We start from the raw sequence: 20,333 nt of genomic DNA, 5'->3' as shown, positions 1-20,333 counted from the left end.
GCCCAAGCAGCGTTACTCCATGTCCTTGAGCCACTCGGTGCTCTTGAACCACTTGTCATGGATGCGATCGTAGGTGCCGTCTTCGCGGATCTGGTGCAGGAAGTTGTTGATGAAGTTGATGCTGTCGTAGTCACCCTTCTTCAGGCCGAAGGCCAGAGGCTCGTAGGTGAACGGCTTGTCGAGGAACGTCAGCTTGCCGTTGCCCACCTTGTTCACCGCCACCACGTTGTACGGGGCGTCGTAGATAAAGGCGTCGGCCTTGCCGTTGACCACGTCCAGCACCGCTTCCTGCTCGTTGTCGTAGCCGTGGTACTTGGCCTTGGCGATCAGCTTCTTGGCGACCATTTCCCCAGTGGTGCCCAGCTTGGAGGTGATGCGGTAGTCGGCGCTGTTCAGATCCTTGTAGGACTTGATGGTGCCTTCCAGGTCTTTGCGGATCAGCAGGGTCTGGCCGACCACGATGAAGGGCTCGCTGAAGTTCAGGCGCAGGTTGCGTTCCTGGGTCAGGGTCATGCCGCTGCCGATCATGTCGAACTTGTCGGTGAGCAGCGCCGGGATAATGCCGTCGTAGCCAGTGGAAACCAACTCCAGCTTGACTCCCATGGACTTGACCATGGCCTTGAGCAGGTCGACTTCGAAACCGATGATTTCGCCGCGCTTGTTGGTCATCTCGAACGGCATGTAGGTCGGGTCCATGCCGACCTTCAGCGTACCGCGCTTGACCGCGTCATCGATGGCGCCGGCGTGGGCGGTAGTGACCGCCAGCATGGCGGCGGCGCCTGCCAGCAGCAGCGAAAGATACTTCTTCATCTCAAGTCCCCTGAAGCCATTTTATTGTGGTGTCTGCACGCGGCGGGCCTGGAATGAAAATCTTGGGATATCAAGCCATTGTCGATCACGCACAGAAATTTGCGGGAGCGATGCTAACGCACTCGGCCGTTTGCACAAGGATTTTTGTTGTTACAAAGGGGGGATACGGGGCTATTGGCCGCGCAAAGCAAAACGCCCTTGAGTGGAGGCTCAAGGGCGTTGGCTTCAGGCCGGTTGCGGTGCCGCCATCAGCGGCTGCAATGGCAGCAGCGGCGCATGGGGATCAGCATCCACCGACTGGCGCCAGGCATCCAGCCAATCGCTGTGGCCCTCGCTCCAGACTTGCTGGTGCAAGCGTCCCAGGGCCACCGGATCGCTCAACAGCGCCAGGCGCTCGCTGTTGTTCAAGGCCGCCGGGCCGACTTTCAGGGCATGGCGCACCCGCTCCTGGCGCAGCCACTCGATCGGCTCGGCCTGGGTGTGGCGGGAGGTGGCCAGGGCACAGGCCAGAGCGTTCTGCTGCGGGTCGACAACGGCGCGGATAAAGCCGTCGTTGAGCGCATGCCAGCGGTTCTCGTGGGTGTACTGATCGGTGGCCAGCAGCGCCTGGGGCGGAGCGTATTCCTCGGGAATCAGGAACAGGCTCTCGTCACGGGACTTCAGGCCCAGACCGACACGACTGGAGATCACCGACACCGGGATCGACAGCATCAGCGAACCGACAATCGGCACCAGCCACCAGAGGAAGCTGGGGTTCAGCCAGATCACCAGCAAGGCCCAGCAGAAGCCCAGCAGGGTCTGCGGACCGTGGCGGCGCACGGCTTCGCTCCATGGCGTGGAGTCGTCGTCACGTTGCGGCGAGTTCCAGGTCGCGGCCCAACCGAGGAACGCGGCCAGGACGAAACGGGTGTGGAAAATCATCCGCACCGGCGCCAGCAGCATGGAGAACAGCATCTCCAGAAGCATCGACAGGGTCACCTTGAACTTGCCGCCGAACTCTTTCGCACCCTTGGCCCAGATCAGGATGATGCTCAACAGCTTGGGCAAGAACAGCAGCACGATAGTCGTGGAGAACAGCGCGATGGCTTTGTCCGGGTGCCACTGCGGCCACAGCGGATACAGCTGCCGCGGTTCAAGGAAGTACTGCGGCTCCATCAGGGTATTGACCGCCAGCAGAGCCGTGGACAGCACCAGGAAGAAGAACCACAACGGCGCCGACAGGTAGGACATCACCCCGGTGAGGAACACCGCGCGGTGCACCGGGTGCATGCCCTTGACCAGGAACAGGCGGAAGTTCATCAGGTTGCCGTGGCACCAGCGCCGGTCACGCTTGAGTTCGTCCAGCAGGTTCGGCGGCAGCTCTTCGTAACTGCCAGGCAGATCGTAGGCAATCCACACGCCCCAGCCGGCACGGCGCATCAGTGCGGCTTCGACGAAGTCGTGGGACAGGATCGCACCGGCGAAGGCACCTTTACCGGGCAACGGCGCCAGGGCGCAGTGCTCGATGAACGGCTTCATGCGGATGATCGCGTTGTGGCCCCAGTAGTGCGACTCGCCCAACTGCCAGAAGTGCAGGCCGGCAGTGAACAGCGGACCATAGACCCGGGTGGCGAACTGCTGCATGCGCGCATACAGCGTGTCCATGCCCGAGGCCCGCGGCGCGGTCTGGATGATCCCCGCATCCGGCGTGGCTTCCATCAGGCGCACCAGGCTGGTCAGGCATTCGCCGCTCATCACGCTGTCGGCGTCGAGCACCACCATGTACTTGTAGTCGCCGCCCCAGCGACGGCAGAAGTCGTCGAGGTTGCCACTCTTGCGCTTCACCCGGCGCCGGCGGCGGCGATAGAAGATCTTGCCGAAGCCCTTGGCTTCCCGGCAGACATCCAGCCAGGCCTGCTGCTCGGCGACGCAGATATCACTGTCGTTGCTGTCGCTCAAGACGAAGAAGTCGAAGCGATCCAGATCACCAGTAGCCGCCACCGACTCGAAGGTGGCGCGCAGGCCGGCAAACACCCGCGGCACGTCTTCGTTGCAGATCGGCATCACCAGTGCGGTACGCGCGTCCTTGGGAATCGGCTCGTTGCCGGCGCTGGCCCCGGAAATGCGGTACTTGTCGTGACCGGTCAACAGCTCCAGGAAGCCCATCAACGCAGTCCAGAAACCCGCCGACACCCAGCAGAACAGGATGCCGAAGAGGATCAGGATGCTGGTCTGCAGAGCATAGGGCAGCACTTGCTGCGCGGTCTGCATCAGCGGCTGGTGCATCACCTCTTCCAGGTCGACGAAGGACCAGCCCTGATACGGCATGATGCCTTTCATGTACCAGCCGGCGACGATGGTCTGGCCGAGCATCAGCACCAGCAGGATGTAGCGGCGGATCGAACCCACGGTGCGCCAGCGGGCCGCCGGCAGCACACGCTCGTCCTTCTTCGGCGCCGGCGGGTTGGTGCGCCCGGTCAGGCGCCGCCAGCCGCGCACCAGGATATTGGTGCGCCACGGCTCCGGTACCACCTTGGTGCGGCGGATCGGCGGCGTGGCCTTGAGGCAGACCCGACCTTCGGCGTCGACCGCAAGCATCTCCGCTTCTTCGAGTTCCGCGGCGGTGCTCAGGGACAGACGCTGGCCCACCGATGCCTGGGCGGCATCGGTTGGAGCGTCGAAGGTCGTTGACGACAGACGTTGGTGCAGTTCGCTGAAGGACTGGCAGCCCGCGAGCTCCGCGCGCTGCGCATCCGACATCGGCAAGTGCGCCAGGTACTCGGCAAGAGTCTCTGGCTGTAGTTGAGAGTTACTCATCGGCAGGCAACTGATAGCTCCAGGTCTCGGTCAGGACTTGTTCAGTTTTAACCGGTTCCGGTGTGGCTGGGGCCGCCTCGGCAGCAGGCTGCTTGGCGTCTTTGTGGTCCTTGGCGTTCTTGGCGTCTTTGGCGTCTTTGGCCGGCTTGGCGTCAGCCTGCTTGGCCGCTGCCGCAGCGGCTTCCTTCTCCTTCTTCTCCTGTTGCTTGGCGGCGATCTTGTCGGCCTTGGCAACGGAGGAGTTGGAGTTTGGCGTCGAGGCCTTGGCCGGCTCGGCTACCGGGATGTTGCGCACCAGCGCGGCCCGCATCTCGGTGGCCTTGCTCGCATCCTTGATCTTCATCCGCAGAGTCAGGCGCCAGCCTTTGGTTTCCGGGTTGTAGCGAACGCTGTTTTCCACCAGCTCGGCGTTGTCGCCAACACTGACCTGGCTGCGCACTTCGGCGTTTTCCGGCAATGCCGCCAGGGATGGGCCCTGGAAGTCCACCAGATAGGCAACGCTGCCATCGGGTTGACGAATCAGGTTGGATTGCTTGACGTCACCGGTGGAGCGCAGGGTTTGCTGCACCCAGGCGCTGTCAGGCGAATGCAGGGCGGCTTCGTCGATGGTCCAGTGCATACGGTAGGCGAAGTCCAACGGCTGGCCCGGTTCAGGCTGCTTTTCCGGGCTCCAGAAGGCCACGATGTTGTCGTTGGTTTCGTCCGCAGTCGGGATCTCTACCAGGTCGACGGTGCCTTTGCCCCAGTCGCCCTTGGGCTCGATCCAGGCGCTTGGGCGCTTGTCGTAGCGGTCGTCGAGGTCTTCATAGTGGCTGAAGTCGCGGCCACGCTGCAGCAGGCCGAAACCACGCGGGTTCTCTACCGAGAAGTTGCTCACGGCCAAGTGTTTCGGGTTGTTCAGAGGACGCCAGATCCACTCGCCGTTGCCGGCATGGATCGACAGGCCGCTGGAATCGTGCAGCTCGCGGCGGTAGTTGAGGACTTTCGAGGGCTGGTTGGCGCCGAACAGGTACATGCTGGTCAGCGGGGCCAGGCCCAGCTTGCCCACCTTGTCACGCAGGAACACCCGAGCCTTGACGTCGACGACGGTGTCGGCGCCCGGACGCAGGGTCAGGCGGTAGGCGCCAGTGGCCCGTGGCGAGTCCAGCAGGGCGTAGATCACCAGGTGCTTGTCGGTTGGCTTGGGTTGTTGGATCCAGAACTCGCTGAAACGCGGAAACTCTTCGCCGGACGGCAGGGCGGTGTCGATCGCCAGACCACGAGCGGACAGGCCATAAGTGTGGCCTTTGCCAATGACGCGGAAGTAGCTCGCGCCCAGCATGGTCATGATTTCGTCTTGCTTGTCAGCCTTGTTGATCGGGTACAGCACACGGAAACCGGCATAGCCGAGCTTTTCGGTGGCCTTGGGATCGAACTTGACGTCGCCGAAATCGAAGCGACTCGGGTCGTACTTGATCTCGGAAACAGTGTTGGCGCTGATCTCGTTGATCTTCACCGGCGTGTCGAAGTGCATGCCCTGGTGATAGAACGACAGCTTGAACGGGGTCTTCTGATTGGCCCATTCGGCTTTTTCGCTGAGGAAGCGGATTTTCTGGTAGTCCGCGAACTTCATCTCACGGAACTCGTTCGGCAGGTTACTGCGCGGGGCCTCATACTTTTGCCCGGCCAAGTCTTTGGCCTTGGCCGACACATCATCCAGGTTGAATGCCATGAGTTGACCGGCGCCGAACAGGCAGACCAGCGCAGAGCCCGTCACCAGTGCGTTTCGTAACCGTTTGGCAAACAAGTTTGGTGCATTACAGGGACTAACAATCACGAGCAACCCTCGCCGAAAACAGATCTAAGAACCAACGGCCAGCTATCTATATGCCAGGTTGGCGAGCATTGTTCCGACTCCGATGGGGCTAAATGATTCCCCAAACGGCCGTGGACAAGTCTCTACTAAAGTCAAAATGGACCAACGAACGCTGATCCCCGTAGCGCGCGATTATCTAGTAGCCCGCGTTACAACGCATCAGGGGTAACAAAGTATTTATCGTGAAAAACAGCAGTTTCCGGCTCAAATCGGCGGAAAAAGCTGTTTCAGGCGTTTTCAGGTCTGTAACAGGAAGGTTACCGGGCCATCGTTGACCAGATGCACCTGCATGTCCGCGCCAAAACGCCCTGATGCCACTTTGCCATGCAACTGTTGCGCCTTCGCTATCAGGTAATCAAAAAGCTCTTCGCCAAGGGCCGGTGGTGCAGCCGTGGAAAAGCTTGGGCGCAACCCGCTCTTGGTGTCTGCCGCCAAGGTGAACTGCGACACCAGCAGCAGCCCGCCCTGCACATCCGCCAGGGACAGGTTCATCTTGCCCTCAGCATCGCTGAACACCCGATAGTTAAGCAGCTTGTGCAGGAGTTTGTCGGCGCTGGCCCGAGTGTCCTCGGGCTCTACCGCCACCAGCACCAGCAAGCCCTGGTCCACCGCACCGACTATTTCCCCGGCCACTTCCACCCGCGCGCCGCGCACGCGCTGCAACAGGCCCTTCATGCTTCTTCGGGCGGCAGGTCAAGCAGGCGGCGCGCCATCTGATCAGTGGCGCGTACCAGAGCGTCGGTGATGCCGGGTTCCGAGGCGGCGTGACCGGCGTCGCGTATCACCTGCAGCTCGCTGTTGGGCCAGGCCTGATGTAGCTCCCAGGCGTTGTCCAGGGGGCAGATCACGTCGTAGCGACCGTGGATGATGACCCCGGGCAGATGGGCAATCTTGCCCATGTCGCGGATCAACTGGTCCGGTTCGAGGAACGCGTTGTTGATGAAGTAATGGCATTCGATCCGGGCAATCGACAGCGCCCGCTGCGGCTCGGAGAAGCGGTCCACCACCAGCGGGTTCGGACGCAGGGTCGCGGTGCGCCCTTCCCAACCCGACCAGGCCTTGGCGGCATGCATCTGGGCGATCTGGTCATTGCCGGTCAGGCGCTTGTGGAAGGCGCTAACCAGGTCGTGACGTTCCTCCAGGGGAATCGGTGCCACGTAGTCCTGCCAGTAATCCGGAAACAGGCGGCTGGCGCCGCACTGGTAGTACCACTGGATTTCCTGGGGACGGGCCAGGAAGACGCCCCGCACGATCAGGCCCAGCACCCGATCCGGGTGGGCCTGGGCATAGGCCAGGGCCAGGGTCGATCCCCAGGAGCCACCGAACAACACCCATTTGTCGATGCCCAGGTGCTGGCGAATCCGCTCCAGGTCCGCCACCAGGTCCCAGGTGGTGTTGTTTTCCAGGCTCGCGTGGGGGGTGGAACGCCCGCAACCGCGCTGGTCGAAGGTGACGATGCGGTACAGGTTCGGGTCGAAATAGCAGCGACTCGCCCCATCACAGCCCGCCCCCGGGCCACCGTGAATGAACACCACCGGCAAACCTTCCGGTGAACCACTTTCGTCGACATACAGCACATGGGGCTTGTCGACGGCCAGATCGTGCCGGGCATAGGGTTTGATCTGCGGGTACAAAGTCTGCATTACGCGCTCCGTGGAGGTCGGGTTCATCCCTGCTGGGGACTTCATTTATGCTGCCGTTCGGCATCATAAACCCGAATTACGCAATCAGCATGTCCTTGAAGAAAACAGGGTTGTTCAAGGGATTGCAACGAGTTGCGCAGGGCGCTTGGCGAGCAAGCTCGCCCCTACATAAAGGCGTGCATCCGCAATAGGAGCCAGCTTGCAGGCGCAAGCAATGTCAGCGGTAACGCTCCTGCCCCCAGGCCAGCAGTCCCTGCAGCAATGCCTTGAGCACCACCTGGGTCGGTGCAGCCAGGTCCTCGCGATAGCGGAATGGCTCGAACTCCTCCATATAGGCGCTCTGCGCCAGTTCCAGTTGCACCGCATGAATGTGCTCGGCCGGGTTGCCGTAATGCCGGGTGATATGACCGCCCTTGAAACGACCATTGAGCACATGGGTGTAATCGCCGTGGGCGGCGCAGATGCTCTCCAGACGGCCGGCCAGTTGCGGATCGCAGCTGGCGCCGTTGAAGGTGCCGAGGTTGAAGTCCGGCAGCTTGCCCTCGAACAGATGAGGGATCAGCGAACGGATGGAGTGGGCATCGAACAGCAAGGCATAGCCGAACTCGGCCTTGAGCCGTGCCAGCTCCCCCTGCAGGGTGCGGTGATAGGGCCCCCAGACTTGCTCCAGGTACTGTTGCCGCTCTTCTTTGGACGGCGCCTGCCCTTCAACGAACAACGGCTCGCCATCGAACAGCGTCGCCGGGTACAGCCCGGTGGTAGCACCGACGTACAGCGGCTTGTCATCGGACGGCCGATTCAGGTCGATGACGAAACGCGAGTATTCGGCCGCCAGGGTGCTGGCTCCCAGCTCCTCGGCGAACTGATACAGCCGCGGAATATGCCAGTCGGTGTCCGGCAGGCTTTGCGCCTGTGGAACCAGCCCGGCCATCACTGCCGGGGTCAAGCGCGTACCGGCGTGGGGCATGCTGATCAGCAGGGGCACCCGGCCTTGTTTGAATGTCAGAACCTTATCCACAACCTGTCTCCTAAACAGTCACTTCAACGCCGTGTCGCACGACGCGTTTTTCCAGGTCGCCGCCCAGCCAGTAAGCCAGGTCGGCGGGACGATCGATCTGCCAGGCGACAAAGTCCGCCACCTTACCCACCTCCAGTGAACCATGGGTCTGCTCCATGCCCAGGGCCTGGGCCGCGTGCAGGGTGACCCCGGCCAACGCCTCTTCCGGCGTCAACCGCAAACAGGTGCAGGCCATGTTCAGCATCAGGCGCAGCGACAACGCCGGCGAAGTCCCGGGATTGAGATCGCTGGCCACGGCAATCTTCACCCCGTGCTTGCGCAGGGCTTCCATCGGCGGCAACTGGGTTTCCCGGAGGAAATAGAAAGCCCCCGGCAACAGCACTGCCACGGTTCCCGAAGCCGCCATGGCCATGGCATCGTCCTCGGTCATGAACTCCAGGTGATCGGCGGACAGCGCCCGGTAGCGCGCCGCCAGGCTCGAGCCATGCAAGGACGACAATTGTTCGGCATGCAGTTTCACCGGCAGGCCGAGCTTCTGCGCGGCAATGAATACCCGCTCCACCTGCGCCGGGGAGAACGCCAGGTACTCACAGAAGGCATCCACCGCATCCACCAGCCCCTCGGCCGCCAGGGCCGGGAGCATCTCGCTGCAGATGTGCTCGATGTAGTCGTCGCTGCGCTGGGCATATTCCGGCGGCAGAGCGTGAGCCGCCAGGCAGGTGCTGCGCACACTGACCGGCAACTCCTCGCCAAGACGGCGGATCACCCGCAGCATCTTGCGCTCGCTGGCCAGGTCCAGGCCGTAGCCGGACTTGATTTCGACGCTGGTGACACCGTCGCGCAACAGGCTCAGCAGACGCTTGCGAGCGCTGACGAACAGCTCCTCTTCAGTGGCCGCGCGGGTCGCCCTCACGGTGCTGGCGATACCACCACCGGCCGCGGCGATCTCAGCGTAGCTCACGCCCTGCAGGCGCTGCTCGAACTCGCCGCTGCGGTTGCCGCCGAACACCGTATGGGTGTGGCAATCGATCAGGCCCGGAGTCACCCAGGCGCCGCCCAGGTCCTGGACCTGGTGGTCATCGGCGACCGGCGCCTGCTGGCGCCGACCAATCCACTCGATGTGCGCCCCTGACGTCACGATAGCCGCGTCCTCGATGATCGAGTAAGTGCCCTGGGCCATGCTGGCGACGTTGCAGTGTTGCCAAAGAGTTCTCATCCAAGGCCTCCGTTAATGATCAGTAGGTAAAGAAGAATCGACGCGGATCTGCTGAGCCTGTCCCGCCGCCGGCTTGACCCACAGCATATAGGCCACCACCAGCAGAATGATCCACACCACGCCCACCATCAGCGCCGCTTGAGTTTTCGGGAAATAGCCCAGCACGCCGAAGATGAACAGCATGAAGGCAATCGCCGCTGCCGGCGCCCAAGGCCAGAACGGCACCTTGAACTGCAACCGGGCCACTTGCTCGGCGGTCATGGAGCGGCGCATCGCCACATGGGTCAACAGAATCATCAGCCACACCCAGACCGTGGCGAAGGTTGCCAGGGAAGCGATCAGCAGGAAGATGTTTTCCGGGATCAGGTAGTTCAGCACCACGCCACCCAACAGCGTCACGGCCATCACCACCACGGTCATCCACGGCACGCCGGCCTTGGAAATCTGGGCAAAGCCCTTGGGCGCCTGCCCTTGCTGGGCCAGGCCGTACATCATGCGCCCGGCACCAAAGATATCGCTGTTGATCGCCGACACCGCCGCCGAAATCACCACGATATTAAGGATGGTGGCCGCCGAGCTGATGCCCAGGCTGTCGAAGATCTGCACGAAGGGGCTGCCCTGGGTGCCGATCTGCGGCCAGGGGAAAATCGACATCAGCACGAACAGGGTCAGCACATAGAACAGTAGGATGCGCAGCGGCACCGCGTTGATCGCCTTGGGGATGACCCGCTGCGGGTCCTTGGCCTCACCGGCGGTGACACCGATGATCTCGATGCCGCCAAAGGCAAACATCACCACCGCAAAGGAGGCGATCACCCCGCTGATGCCATTGGGCATGAAGCCGCCATGGGCCCAGAGGTTGCTGGCGCCGGTGGCCTGCTCGGTGAGCGCGCTGCCAATGCCGAACAGCATGATGCCGAAACCACCGAGGATCATGGCGATGATCGCCCCGACCTTGAGCAGCGACAGCCAGAACTCCATCTCGCCGAAAACCTTGACGCTGCACAGGTTCAACCCGCCGATGAGCAGGACGATGCCCAGCACCCAGATCCAGCGTGCCACCTCGGGAAACCAGAAACCCATATAGATGCCAAAGGCGGTGACGTCTGCCAGGCAGACGATGAGCATCTCGAACGCGTAGGTCCAGCCCAGGATAAAGCCCGGCAAGGGCCCCAGGTACTGGCTGGCGTACTGCCCGAAGGAGCCGGACACCGGGTTGTGCACGGCCATCTCCCCCAGGGCGCGCATCACCATGAACACCGCTGCACCACCAATCAGGTAGGCCAGCAGCACCGCCGGGCCGGCCATCTGGATGGCGGAAGCCGAGCCGTAGAACAATCCGGTGCCAATGGCCGATCCCAAGGCCATGAAGCGTATATGGCGGGCTGTCAGCCCCCGACGTAATCCTGTTTCTTGCGATTGCATGTCATCGTCCCTTTTATTGTTATCGGACAAGTGCGTTCCGCGCAGAAGCGCGGGGCGGCAGAAACGGGCGCTCCGCGCCCGTTTAGCAGGTACAGCGAACCAACAGGGGCCACCGATCTCGGCCGAGCGCGGAGTCATCTGGCGGCCCGGCGTGCATTACAGGCTCGGCAACAACTGGGCTGGCAGCAGCCCATTCAGGCAGCGCGAAGCCAACAACTCGCTGGCCGCGTTGATATCCGGAGCAAAGAAACGGTCCTTCTCGTAGTACGCCACCTTCTCGCGCAGGGTGGCGCGGGCTTTTTCCAGGGTCGGCGAGGTTTTCAGGCCTTCGCGCAGGTCCAGGCCCTGACAGGCCGCCAGCCATTCCACGGCCAGCACACCGCGGGTGTTCTCGGCCATTTCCCACAAGCGCTTGCCGGCGGCCGGCGCCATGGAAACGTGGTCTTCCTGGTTGGCGGAAGTGGGAATGCTGTCCACCGAGTGCGGGTGGGCCAGGGCCTTGTTCTCGCTGGCCAGGGCCGCAGCGGTCACCTGGGCAATCATGAAGCCGGAGTTGACCCCGCCATTGGCCACCAGGAACGGCGGCAGCTGGGACATGTGCTTGTCCATCATCAGCGAGATACGGCGCTCGCTCAGGGACGCAATCTCGGCGATGGCCAGGGCCATGTTGTCGGCCGCCATGGCCACGGGTTCGGCGTGGAAGTTGCCACCGGAAATCACATCGCCTTCGGCAGCGAACACCAGTGGGTTATCGGACACCGCGTTGGCTTCGACCACCAGCACTTCGGCGGCCTGGCGGAACTGAGTCAAGCAGGCGCCCATCACTTGCGGCTGGCAACGCAGGGAGTACGGGTCCTGGACCTTGTCGCAGTTCTGGTGCGAGGCGGACACCTCGGTGCTGTCCCCCAGCAAGGCGCGATAGGCCGCAGCGGTGTCAATCTGCCCGCGCTGACCGCGAGCGGCGTGAATCCGTGGGTCGAACGGCGAGCGCGAACCCAGCACCGCTTCCACCGTCAGGCCGCCGCACACCAGAGCACCGGCAAACAGGTCTTCGCCTTCGAACAGCCCGCGCAAGGCGAACGCGGTGGACACCTGGGTGCCGTTGAGCAGCGCCAGGCCTTCCTTGGCGGCCAGGGTCAGCGGCTTGAGGCCGGCGACTTCCAGGGCCGCGGTCGCTTCCAGCCACTGGCCCTTGTAGCGCGCCTTGCCCTCACCCAGCAGCACCAGGGACATGTGGGCCAAAGGCGCCAGGTCGCCGGAAGCGCCCACCGAGCCCTTGAGCGGAATATGCGGATAGACCTCGGCGTTGATCAGGGCGATCAGGGCATCGATCACCTGACGGCGGATGCCGGAGAAACCGCGGCTCAGGCTGTTGACCTTGAGCACCATGATCAGGCGCACCAGATCGTCGCTGATGGGCTCGCCCACGCCAGCGGCATGGGACAGCACCAGGGAGCGCTGCAGGTTTTCCAGGTCGGCGCTGGCGATGCGGGTCGAAGCCAGCAGGCCAAAACCGGTGTTGATCCCGTAGGCGGTGCGGTTCTCGGCGAGAATCTGCTCGACACAAGCGACGCTGGCGTCGATCTGCGCCGAGGCGCTGTCATCCAGGGTCAGGGTCAGCGGCTGCTGATAGATGGCCCGCAGTTGGGCCAGGGTCAGTTGGCCGGGAATCAGGTTAAGCGCAGTCACATTCATGCTCCTTTTGAGAGTTTTGTAATAACTACCAGTCGCTCCGGAAGCTTCCGTTATCCGTCGTCATTCGCGGTTTTGCACGAGTGACGCCTTGGCACGCTGGTGATGGAAAAAACGGTTCATTGCACCTTGGAAAAGCGTTTGTGCAGCAGCAAAGGGTCCTTGAGCAGGGCCGCAGCGCTGGCAATGTCCGGCGCCAGCCAGCGGTCCTGGTCATAGGCCGGGACCCGCTCGCGCAGCAGGCACCAGGCGATACCGGTGCCGGTGCCGAAACGCTGCTCCTTGAGAAACTCGAAGGCCTGGGCCGCCAGCAGGTACTCGATGGCCAGGATCTGGGTGCAGTTCTCCAGCACCTGATGCAGCTTCAGGGCGGCATTGGTGCCCAGGCTCAGGTGGTCTTCCTGCAGGCCCGAAGTCACGTAGTTGTCCAGCACCGCCGGCTGGGCCAGCTGACGGTTCTGTGCGCACAGCGAGGCGGCCACGTATTGCACGATCATCATTCCAGAGTTGACCCCGGGCTCGCTGACCAGGAACGCCGGCAAGCCACTGACATGGGGGTTGATCAAGCGGTCCAGGCGACGTTCGGCAATGGAGCCGATCTCGGCCATGGCGATGGCCAGCAGGTCCGCCGCCAGCGCCACCGATTGCCCGTGGGGGTTGGCCTGGGACACCACTCGATAGTGCTCCGGGGTGCCCAGCAGCAACGGATTGTCGGTCGCGCCATTGAGCTCGGTTTCCACTTGTTTGACCGCATGGGCCAGTTGATCCCGGGCGGCGCCATGCACCTGGGGAATGGAACGGATACTCAAGGCGTCCTGGGTGCGGATGCCGCGGCTGGCGGCGATGACTTCACTGCCATCGAGCAAGGCCCGCAGATTGCTGCCCACCACCTGCATGCCGGGGTGCGCCTTGAGGGCAATGATCTGGGCATCGAAGGCGTCGATCTGGCCCCGCTGGGCTTCGAAGCTCATGGCGCCGATGACGTCGGCCCACTGCAACAGGCGACTGGCATCGGCCAGGGCCAGGCAACTCAGGCCCGTCATGCACGGCGTGCCGTTGACCAGGCACAAGCCATCCTTGGCCCCCAGTTGCACCGGCTGCAGCCCTTCTTCGGCCAGGGCCTGTTCGGCGCTGACAATACGACCGCGATAGCTGACCTGACCGACGCCAAGCAAGGCGATGCCAATGTGGGCCATGTGGGTCAGGTAACCCACCGAGCCCTGGGACGGCACCTGTGGAGTGATGCCGCGATTGAGCAGGGTCAGCAGCGCCTCGACCACTTGCCGGTGGATGCCGGATTTGCCGTGGCTGTAGTTGATGATGGCGGCGCAAAGGATCGCCCGGGTCTGCTCATCGGCCAGCGCCGGCCCGACACCGCAGGCATGGCTGAGCAAGGTGTTGCGCGACAGCTGGCTGAGTTGCTCACCGGCCAGCACCACGTTGCACAAGGCGCCCAGGCCCGTGCTGATGCCATAGGCCCGTTCGCCACTGTCCACCACCTGGCGGACGATGGCCTGGGCATTGTCGATACGCGCCCAGGCCTGGGCCGAAAGCGCCAGCTGCGCGCCATGACGGGCGACAGCGACAACATCCTGCCAACCCAGAGGGGCGTCGGCGATAACGATTTTTTCAGCCTGGGACATCGGGGACCTCTTCTTGCAAACCTTGGGTTGTCTGCCGCTTTGCCGGACCTTTGGCCGGCAAGCCGGCTCCTACACGGTGGCGGCGCGGCGCTGGACGAAACGATCGACGTACTCATCCGCCGGCGAATGCAGGATCTCCTTCGGCGTACCCACCTGGATCAGGCGGCCGTCCTTGAGGATCGCGATGCGGTTGCCGATGCGTACCGCCTCGTCCAGATCGTGGGTGATGAAGACAATGGTCTTGTGCAGGGTCTTCTGCAGCTCCAGCAGCTGGTCCTGCATCTCGGCGCGGATCAACGGGTCCAGGGCGCTGAAGGCTTCATCCATGAGGATGATGTCGGTGTCCGCGGCCAGGGCCCGGGCCAGGCCGACCCGTTGGCGCATGCCGCCGGACAGCTGGTGCGGGTACTTCTTCTCGTAACCCTTGAGGCCCACGGTGTTGATCCAGTGCAGGGCCCGCTCGGCGCACAGCGACTTGCTCTCGCCACGCACCTTGAGGCCGTAGGCGACGTTGTCCTGAACATTGCGGTGGGGCAGCAGGCCGAAGCTCTGGAACACCATGCTGATCTTGTGCCGGCGGAATTGGCGCAAGGCTTCCATGTCGTATTGCAGGATGTCTTCGCCATCCACCAGGATCGCCCCGCTGGTGGGGTCGATCAGGCGGTTGAAGTGGCGCACCAGGGTCGACTTGCCGGAACCGGACAGGCCCATGATGACGAAGATCTCACCGGTGCCGATGCTCAGGGACAGATCATTGACCCCCACCACGCAGCCGGTCTGGGCCAGTACCTGATCCTTGCTCTGGCCCTGGCGGATCATCGCCAGGGCGTCAGAGGGGCGGTTGCCGAATACCTTGAAGACGTTCCTGACTTCGATCTTGCTCACGGCAGCGCTGCTCATTTGCTCACCTCATGACGTGGACGACCGTAGGCCTGGGTAATGCGGTCGATCACCACCGCCAGAATCACGATCGCCAACCCCGCTTCCAGGCCGCGCCCGACGTTGAGGGTCTGGATTCCCACCAGCACATCCTCGCCCAGGCCGCGGGCCCCGATCATCGAGGCGATCACCACCATCGACAGGGCCATCATGGTGGTCTGGTTGATCCCCGCCATGATGCTTGGCAGGGCCAGAGGCAGTTGCACGCCGAACAGCTGTTGCCAGCGGTTGGCGCCGAAGGCGTTGATCGCCTCCATCACTTCACCGTCCACCTGGCGGATGCCCAGGTCGGTGAGACGAATCAGCGGCGGTGCGGCGTAGATCACCGTGGCGAAGATCGCCGGCACCTTGCCCAGGCCGAACAGCATCAGCACCGGGATCAGGTACACGAAGCTGGGCATGGTCTGCATGATGTCCAGCAGCGGCATCAATACCGAACGCAAGCGGTTGCTGCGAGCCGAGAGAATCCCCAGGGGAATGCCGATCAGCACCGAGATCACGGTCGCCACCAGCATCAGCGCCAGGGTCTGCATCAGCTTGTCCCACAGGCCGACGGCGCCCACCAGGAACAGCAGGCCGACAATCACCGCCGTGGTCAGCAGCTTGCGGGTGGAGTGCCAGGCAATGCCGCCGACAATCGCCAGCATCAGCCACCAGGGCGCCATGCGCAGCAGGCCTTCAAGGTTGACGATGGCCCACAACAAGGTGTCGGAAATGTGCCGGAACACATCACCGTAATTGGTCACCAGGGAGTCGACCCAGCCGTTGACCCAGTCGGCGATGGAAAAGGTGAAGCTTTCTGGAAACATAAGAAACTCTCGATCAAAGGAGGTTGTGGTCCAGCCTCCGACGGCTCTTGTGAACCGTCGGAAAAGCCCGACCTACAAGGCCGCGTCGATTTTCCTGGCAGCGTCGTCGCTGACCCATGGGTGCCAGACTTCAGGATGTTCCTTGAGGAAGAGTTTCGCCAGTTTCGGCGACTCGATGCGTTCGCGGGTCATGCGCGCCAGATTCTGGTTGAGCAGGTCGATGGGCAGGTTGGCCTTGGCCAGTACCGCCACCAGTTCAGGAGCTTCGTCATGGAAGGTCTTGGACAGGCCGACCTTGATGCTCACGCTCTTGTCGACGCCGGGTTTTTCCTCCAGCTTGACCAGATCCACCTGGCCCATGAGCGGGGTCGGCGACCAGTAGTAGAAGAGAATCGGTTCGCCACGCTTGTAGCTCGACAACACCGCCGCATCCAGGGCCGGGCCGGTGCCCGGGCGGAAGTTGGTGTAGCGGCTTTCCAGGCCGTAGCTCTTGAGCATCTCGCTGTTGTCCAGCTCACAGGTCCAACCGGCCGGGCAGTTGTAGAAGCGGCCCTTGCTCGGTTCTTCCGGGTCTTTGAACACGCTGGCGTACTGGCCCAGGTCGGCGATGTTTTTCAGGTTTGGCGCCTTGGCTTCGAGCTTGCGCTTGGCGTCGCCCTCGATCACATAGCGCGGCACGTACCAGCCTTCGACGGCTCCCACCACCGGCGCGCCGACGCCCACCACCTTGCCGGCCTTCTCGGCCTTGTTCCACACCTCGCTGCGGCCCACCCACTCTTCGGCGAAGACCTGGATGTCATTGCTGCCCAGGGCGTTCTCCATGGTGATGGAGTTGCCCGGCAGGCTATCGGTCTTGCAGTCGTAGCCCTTCTCCAGGACGAACTGCAGGACGTCGGTCAGCAACATGCCGCTTTCCCAATTCAGGCCGGCGAACTTCACCGGTTTGCCCGACTCGCACCAGCCGGCCGCCTGGGCGCCGGAAGCGGCCAGCAAGCCCATGGACAGCAACGTGGTCAGCAGGGTCTTATGCATTTTCATTGTGTGACGCTCCTAATCATGAGTTGGCTTACGGCAGTTAAGAGGCATCCAGCCCTGTCCACGTCCCGTCAAGACTCACACCGCTGCAGCGCGACGGGCCTGACTCAGCTTTTGTTCGTTGGGCGCGTCCTGCTCTACCGGCAGGATCAGGTGCTCGGGCACCGCGCCATGCCACTTCTTCGCGCAGACGTAGTACAACGCCGCGGGTACCACCAGGCCGATGATCCAGGAGATATCGGTATCGCCCAGACTCGCCACCAGGGGGCCGGTATAGAAGTGGGTGGAAATGAACGGCATCTGGATCAGCACGCCGAACACATAAATAGTGATGCCCATGGCATTCCAGCGCCCGTAGCGGCCGTCCGGATTGGACAGCGCCGGGATGTCATAGCGCTCTTTGGTGATGCAGTAGAAATCCACCAGGTTGATCGCGCTCCAGGGCGTGAAGAACGCCAGCAGGAACAGGATGAAAGACTTGAATGCGCCGAGGAACGAGTGCTGGCCCAGCAGCGCGATCAGGGTCGCGGCACCGACAATCAGCAACACCGCGATCAACCGCTGCAAGCGCGTCACTTTCAGCTCGCCGCGAAAGCCGCTGATGATGGTGGCGATACACATGAAGCTGCCGTAGGAGTTCAGCGTCGAGATGGTCACCTTGCCGAAGGCGATGCTGAAATAGAGCAACGCCGCTATGGCGCCGCTGCCGCCCAGGCCGACGATGTAGGCCACTTCACGACCGGCGAACTGGCCCTGGGACAAGGCCGCGGCGAACACCCCGAGCACCATCGCCACCTGGGCACCGATCACCGAACCGGCACCCGCGGCGAGGAAGGTCTTCAATGGCGACGTCTTGCTCGGCAGGTAGCGCGAATAGTCGGCGACATAAGGACCGAACGCGATCTGCCAGGATGCGGCCAACGACACCGCCAGGAGGAAGCTGCTCCAGCTGAAGTGCCGAATCGCCAGCAAGGCGCTGACGTCGGTCTGGCTCAGCAGCCGGCTGAACAGGTAGAAAAAGGCGATCACGCCGATCACGCTGGCAACCCGGCCGATGTAGTGAATCACCCGATAGCCAAGCACCGTGACCAGCACAATCACGCTGGCGAAGATCAGGATGCCGATGCTGTCACTGACGCCGAACATCTGGCCCAGCGCCTGCCCGGAAAGCACCGTGCCGGTTGCGGTGAAACCCAGGTACATCAGGCACACCAGCACCATCGGAATGGCCGCGCCATAGACCCCGAACTGCACCCGGCTGGAAATCATCTGCGGCAGGCCGAGCTTCGGTCCTTGCGCCGCATGCAGCGCCATCACTGCGCCACCCAGCAGTTGCCCGATCAACAGCCCGATCAACGACCAGAACACATCACCGCCCAACACCACCGCCAGAGCGCCGGTGACGATGGCCGTGATCTGCAGGTTGGCACCCAGCCACAGGGTGAACTGGCTCAGTAGACGACCGTGTCTTTCCGCTTCCGGGATGTAGTCGATCGAACGCCTTTCGATCAACGGCTTGCTGCTTGCACGATCATTCGCTAAGGCCATGGACGTCAAACCTCTATGGGCACTGCAGACGATTTCCACTGTAGGAGCGAGCTTGCTCGCGAGGTGGTGCAGCTGATGCACCGTGGTGCTTGCTTCGCCAGCAAGCTGGCTCCTACAGGGAGAGTGGGGTGAACCGGTACTCCGGTTACTTGCCGGTGATCATCGGCAGGTTCAGGCCCTGTTCCTTGGCGCAGTCGATGGCGATCTGGTAGCCGGCGTCGGCATGACGCATGACCCCGGTGGCCGGATCGTTGTGCAGCACCCGGGCAATCCGCTCGGCCGCTTCGTCGGTACCGTCGCAGACGATGACCATCCCCGAATGCTGGGAGAAACCCATGCCGACACCGCCACCGTGGTGCAGGGAAACCCAGGTCGCACCGCTGGCAGTGTTCAACAGGGCGTTGAGCAGCGGCCAGTCGGACACGGCGTCGGAGCCGTCCTGCATGGATTCGGTTTCACGGTTCGGGCTGGCCACCGAGCCGGAATCCAGGTGGTCGCGACCGATGACGATCGGCGCCGACAGCTCGCCGCTGCGGACCATTTCGTTGAACGCCAGGCCGAGCTTGGCGCGCTGGCCCAGGCCGACCCAGCAGATCCGCGCCGGCAGGCCCTGGAAGCTGATGCGCTCGCGGGCCATGTCCAGCCAGTTGTGCAGGTGGGCATCGTCAGGGATCAGTTCCTTGACCTTGGCGTCGGTCTTGTAGATGTCCTGCGGATCGCCAGACAGCGCCGCCCAGCGGAATGGACCAACGCCACGGCAGAACAGCGGACGGATGTAGGCGGGCACGAAACCCGGGAAGTCGAACGCGTTTTCCACGCCCTCTTCCTGGGCCATCTGGCGGACGTTGTTGCCGTAGTCGAAGGTCGGGACGCCCATCTTCTGGAAGGCCAGCATGGCTTTGACGTGCTCGGCCATGGACTGCTTGGCGGCCTTAATCACGGCAGCGGGCTCAGTCTTGGCGCGGTCGCGGTACTGCTCCCAGGTCCAGCCCTTGGGCAGGTAGCCGTTGAGCGGGTCGTGGGCGCTGGTCTGGTCGGTGACCATGTCCGGACGCACACCACGGCGTACCAGTTCCGGCAGGATTTCTGCGGCGTTGCCACACAGGGCGATGGAGATCGCGCGGCCTTCGGCGGTGTATTTCTTGATGCGTGCCAGGGCGTCGTCCAGGTCGGTGGCCTGCTCGTCGACGTAGCGGGTCTTGAGGCGGAAGTCGATGCTGGTCTGCTGGCACTCGATGTTCAGCGAGCAGGCCCCGGCCAGGGTCGCGGCCAGCGGCTGCGCGCCGCCCATGCCACCCAGGCCGGCGGTCAGGACCCAGCGGCCCTTGAGGTTGGAGTCGTAATGCTGGCGACCGGCTTCAACGAAGGTTTCATAAGTGCCTTGGACGATGCCCTGGCTACCGATGTAGATCCAGCTGCCGGCGGTCATCTGGCCGTACATGGCCAGGCCCTTGGCGTCCAGTTCATTGAAGTGCTCCCAACTGGCCCAGTGCGGCACCAGGTTGGAGTTGGCGATCAGCACCCGCGGTGCGTTGCTGTGGGTCTTGAACACGCCCACCGGTTTGCCGGACTGCACCAGCAGGGTCTCGTCGTCATTCAGTTGGGTCAGGGCTTCGACGATCTTGTCATAGCACTCCCAGTTGCGCGCGGCGCGGCCAATGCCACCGTAGACCACCAGTTCCTTGGGATTCTCTGCAACTTCCGGGTCGAGGTTGTTCATCAGCATGCGCAGCGGCGCTTCGGTCAGCCAGCTCTTGGCGGTCAGCTTGTTGCCACGTGCAGCGCGGATTTCGACGTTGCGGAATTGGGTGGGTTTGCTGTCAGTCACGGAAAAACTCCTCGGCGATGAGTCCAAGGTGCGAAGAGGATTCCATCGACTCTTACGCACACATATTTACTTGTAC

General features: G+C 62.9%; 15 protein-coding genes. All 15 read right to left on the bottom strand.

Going from position 1 to position 20,333, the window contains the following annotated elements:
* Positions 1 to 12: 12 nt before the first annotated feature.
* The 15 genes from Q8O96_RS19940 to hutU all read right to left on the bottom strand — a co-directional run bounded on the left by Q8O96_RS19940 (position 13) and on the right by hutU (position 20,257).
* A complete protein-coding gene (locus Q8O96_RS19940; protein ID WP_305949283.1) occupies positions 13 to 810 on the bottom strand; it encodes a transporter substrate-binding domain-containing protein in 798 nt (265 codons plus the stop codon).
* Between the two features lie 225 nt (positions 811 to 1,035).
* On the bottom strand, positions 1,036 to 3,606 hold the full coding sequence (gene mdoH / locus Q8O96_RS19935) for a glucans biosynthesis glucosyltransferase MdoH (protein WP_102862774.1): 2,571 nt from the start codon (positions 3,604 to 3,606) through the stop codon (positions 1,036 to 1,038).
* A complete protein-coding gene (locus tag Q8O96_RS19930) occupies positions 3,599 to 5,422 on the bottom strand; it encodes a glucan biosynthesis protein G (protein WP_115582461.1) in 1,824 nt (607 codons plus the stop codon). Before Q8O96_RS19930 ends, mdoH begins: the two co-directional genes overlap by 8 nt.
* A gap of 276 nt (positions 5,423 to 5,698) precedes the next feature.
* On the bottom strand, positions 5,699 to 6,136 hold the full coding sequence (dtd, locus tag Q8O96_RS19925) for a D-aminoacyl-tRNA deacylase (protein ID WP_102862773.1): 438 nt from the start codon (positions 6,134 to 6,136) through the stop codon (positions 5,699 to 5,701).
* The gene (gene pip / locus Q8O96_RS19920) at positions 6,133 to 7,104 is read right to left on the bottom strand and encodes a prolyl aminopeptidase (RefSeq protein ID WP_102862772.1); all 972 of its coding nucleotides are present in this window, start codon (positions 7,102 to 7,104) and stop codon (positions 6,133 to 6,135) included. The genes dtd and pip overlap by 4 nt, the downstream gene beginning before the upstream one ends.
* 217 nt (positions 7,105 to 7,321) lie before the next feature.
* The gene (gene hutG / locus Q8O96_RS19915; protein WP_102862771.1) at positions 7,322 to 8,122 is read right to left on the bottom strand and encodes an N-formylglutamate deformylase; all 801 of its coding nucleotides are present in this window, start codon (positions 8,120 to 8,122) and stop codon (positions 7,322 to 7,324) included.
* A 10-nt stretch (positions 8,123 to 8,132) separates the two neighbouring features.
* Positions 8,133 to 9,338: an imidazolonepropionase gene (gene hutI, locus Q8O96_RS19910; RefSeq protein ID WP_102862770.1), complete on the bottom strand. Its 1,206-nt coding sequence runs from the start codon at positions 9,336 to 9,338 to the stop codon at positions 8,133 to 8,135.
* 12 nt (positions 9,339 to 9,350) lie between these two features.
* Positions 9,351 to 10,763 carry an amino acid permease gene (locus tag Q8O96_RS19905; protein WP_102862769.1) on the bottom strand — a complete coding sequence of 471 codons (1,413 nt, stop codon included), beginning with the start codon at positions 10,761 to 10,763 and terminating at the stop codon, positions 9,351 to 9,353.
* Between the two features lie 156 nt (positions 10,764 to 10,919).
* A complete protein-coding gene (hutH, locus tag Q8O96_RS19900; RefSeq protein WP_102862768.1) occupies positions 10,920 to 12,458 on the bottom strand; it encodes a histidine ammonia-lyase in 1,539 nt (512 codons plus the stop codon).
* 116 nt (positions 12,459 to 12,574) lie between these two features.
* Positions 12,575 to 14,098 carry a histidine ammonia-lyase gene (gene hutH, locus Q8O96_RS19895; RefSeq protein ID WP_305949282.1) on the bottom strand — a complete coding sequence of 508 codons (1,524 nt, stop codon included), beginning with the start codon at positions 14,096 to 14,098 and terminating at the stop codon, positions 12,575 to 12,577.
* 69 nt (positions 14,099 to 14,167) lie between these two features.
* Positions 14,168 to 14,998: a glycine betaine/L-proline ABC transporter ATP-binding protein gene (locus tag Q8O96_RS19890; RefSeq protein WP_102862766.1), complete on the bottom strand. Its 831-nt coding sequence runs from the start codon at positions 14,996 to 14,998 to the stop codon at positions 14,168 to 14,170.
* The gene (locus tag Q8O96_RS19885; RefSeq protein WP_102862765.1) at positions 14,995 to 15,846 is read right to left on the bottom strand and encodes a proline/glycine betaine ABC transporter permease; all 852 of its coding nucleotides are present in this window, start codon (positions 15,844 to 15,846) and stop codon (positions 14,995 to 14,997) included. Before Q8O96_RS19885 ends, Q8O96_RS19890 begins: the two co-directional genes overlap by 4 nt.
* Before the next feature lie 72 nt (positions 15,847 to 15,918).
* Positions 15,919 to 16,884 carry an ABC transporter substrate-binding protein gene (locus Q8O96_RS19880; protein ID WP_102862764.1) on the bottom strand — a complete coding sequence of 322 codons (966 nt, stop codon included), beginning with the start codon at positions 16,882 to 16,884 and terminating at the stop codon, positions 15,919 to 15,921.
* 75 nt (positions 16,885 to 16,959) lie between these two features.
* A complete protein-coding gene (locus Q8O96_RS19875; protein WP_207166947.1) occupies positions 16,960 to 18,429 on the bottom strand; it encodes a cytosine permease in 1,470 nt (489 codons plus the stop codon).
* Positions 18,430 to 18,574: 145 nt separating this feature from the next.
* Positions 18,575 to 20,257 (bottom strand): urocanate hydratase, encoded by a 1,683-nt coding sequence (hutU, locus tag Q8O96_RS19870; protein ID WP_305949281.1) that lies wholly within the window; start codon positions 20,255 to 20,257, stop codon positions 18,575 to 18,577.
* Between the last annotated feature and the right edge of the window lie 76 nt (positions 20,258 to 20,333).

Source organism: Pseudomonas sp. LPH60 (genome assembly GCF_030718165.1).
Classification (GTDB): Bacteria; Pseudomonadota; Gammaproteobacteria; order Pseudomonadales; family Pseudomonadaceae; genus Aquipseudomonas; species Aquipseudomonas danubii.
This window is presented reverse-complemented; position numbering and strand designations above follow the sequence as displayed.

What these genes read in the sequence shown, in the direction of transcription:
- Q8O96_RS19940 (WP_305949283.1), bottom strand. Translation starts at nt 810, where the DNA reads ATGAAGAAGTATCTTTCGCTGCTGCTGGCAGGCGCCGCCGCCATGCTG.
- mdoH (WP_102862774.1), bottom strand. Translation starts at nt 3,606, where the DNA reads ATGAGTAACTCTCAACTACAGCCAGAGACTCTTGCCGAGTACCTGGCG.
- dtd (WP_102862773.1), bottom strand. Translation starts at nt 6,136, where the DNA reads ATGAAGGGCCTGTTGCAGCGCGTGCGCGGCGCGCGGGTGGAAGTGGCC.
- pip (WP_102862772.1), bottom strand. Translation starts at nt 7,104, where the DNA reads ATGCAGACTTTGTACCCGCAGATCAAACCCTATGCCCGGCACGATCTG.
- hutI (WP_102862770.1), bottom strand. Translation starts at nt 9,338, where the DNA reads ATGAGAACTCTTTGGCAACACTGCAACGTCGCCAGCATGGCCCAGGGC.
- Q8O96_RS19905 (WP_102862769.1), bottom strand. Translation starts at nt 10,763, where the DNA reads ATGCAATCGCAAGAAACAGGATTACGTCGGGGGCTGACAGCCCGCCAT.
- hutH (WP_102862768.1), bottom strand. Translation starts at nt 12,458, where the DNA reads ATGAATGTGACTGCGCTTAACCTGATTCCCGGCCAACTGACCCTGGCC.
- hutH (WP_305949282.1), bottom strand. Translation starts at nt 14,098, where the DNA reads ATGTCCCAGGCTGAAAAAATCGTTATCGCCGACGCCCCTCTGGGTTGG.
- Q8O96_RS19890 (WP_102862766.1), bottom strand. Translation starts at nt 14,998, where the DNA reads ATGAGCAGCGCTGCCGTGAGCAAGATCGAAGTCAGGAACGTCTTCAAG.
- Q8O96_RS19885 (WP_102862765.1), bottom strand. Translation starts at nt 15,846, where the DNA reads ATGTTTCCAGAAAGCTTCACCTTTTCCATCGCCGACTGGGTCAACGGC.
- Q8O96_RS19880 (WP_102862764.1), bottom strand. Translation starts at nt 16,884, where the DNA reads ATGAAAATGCATAAGACCCTGCTGACCACGTTGCTGTCCATGGGCTTG.
- Q8O96_RS19875 (WP_207166947.1), bottom strand. Translation starts at nt 18,429, where the DNA reads ATGGCCTTAGCGAATGATCGTGCAAGCAGCAAGCCGTTGATCGAAAGG.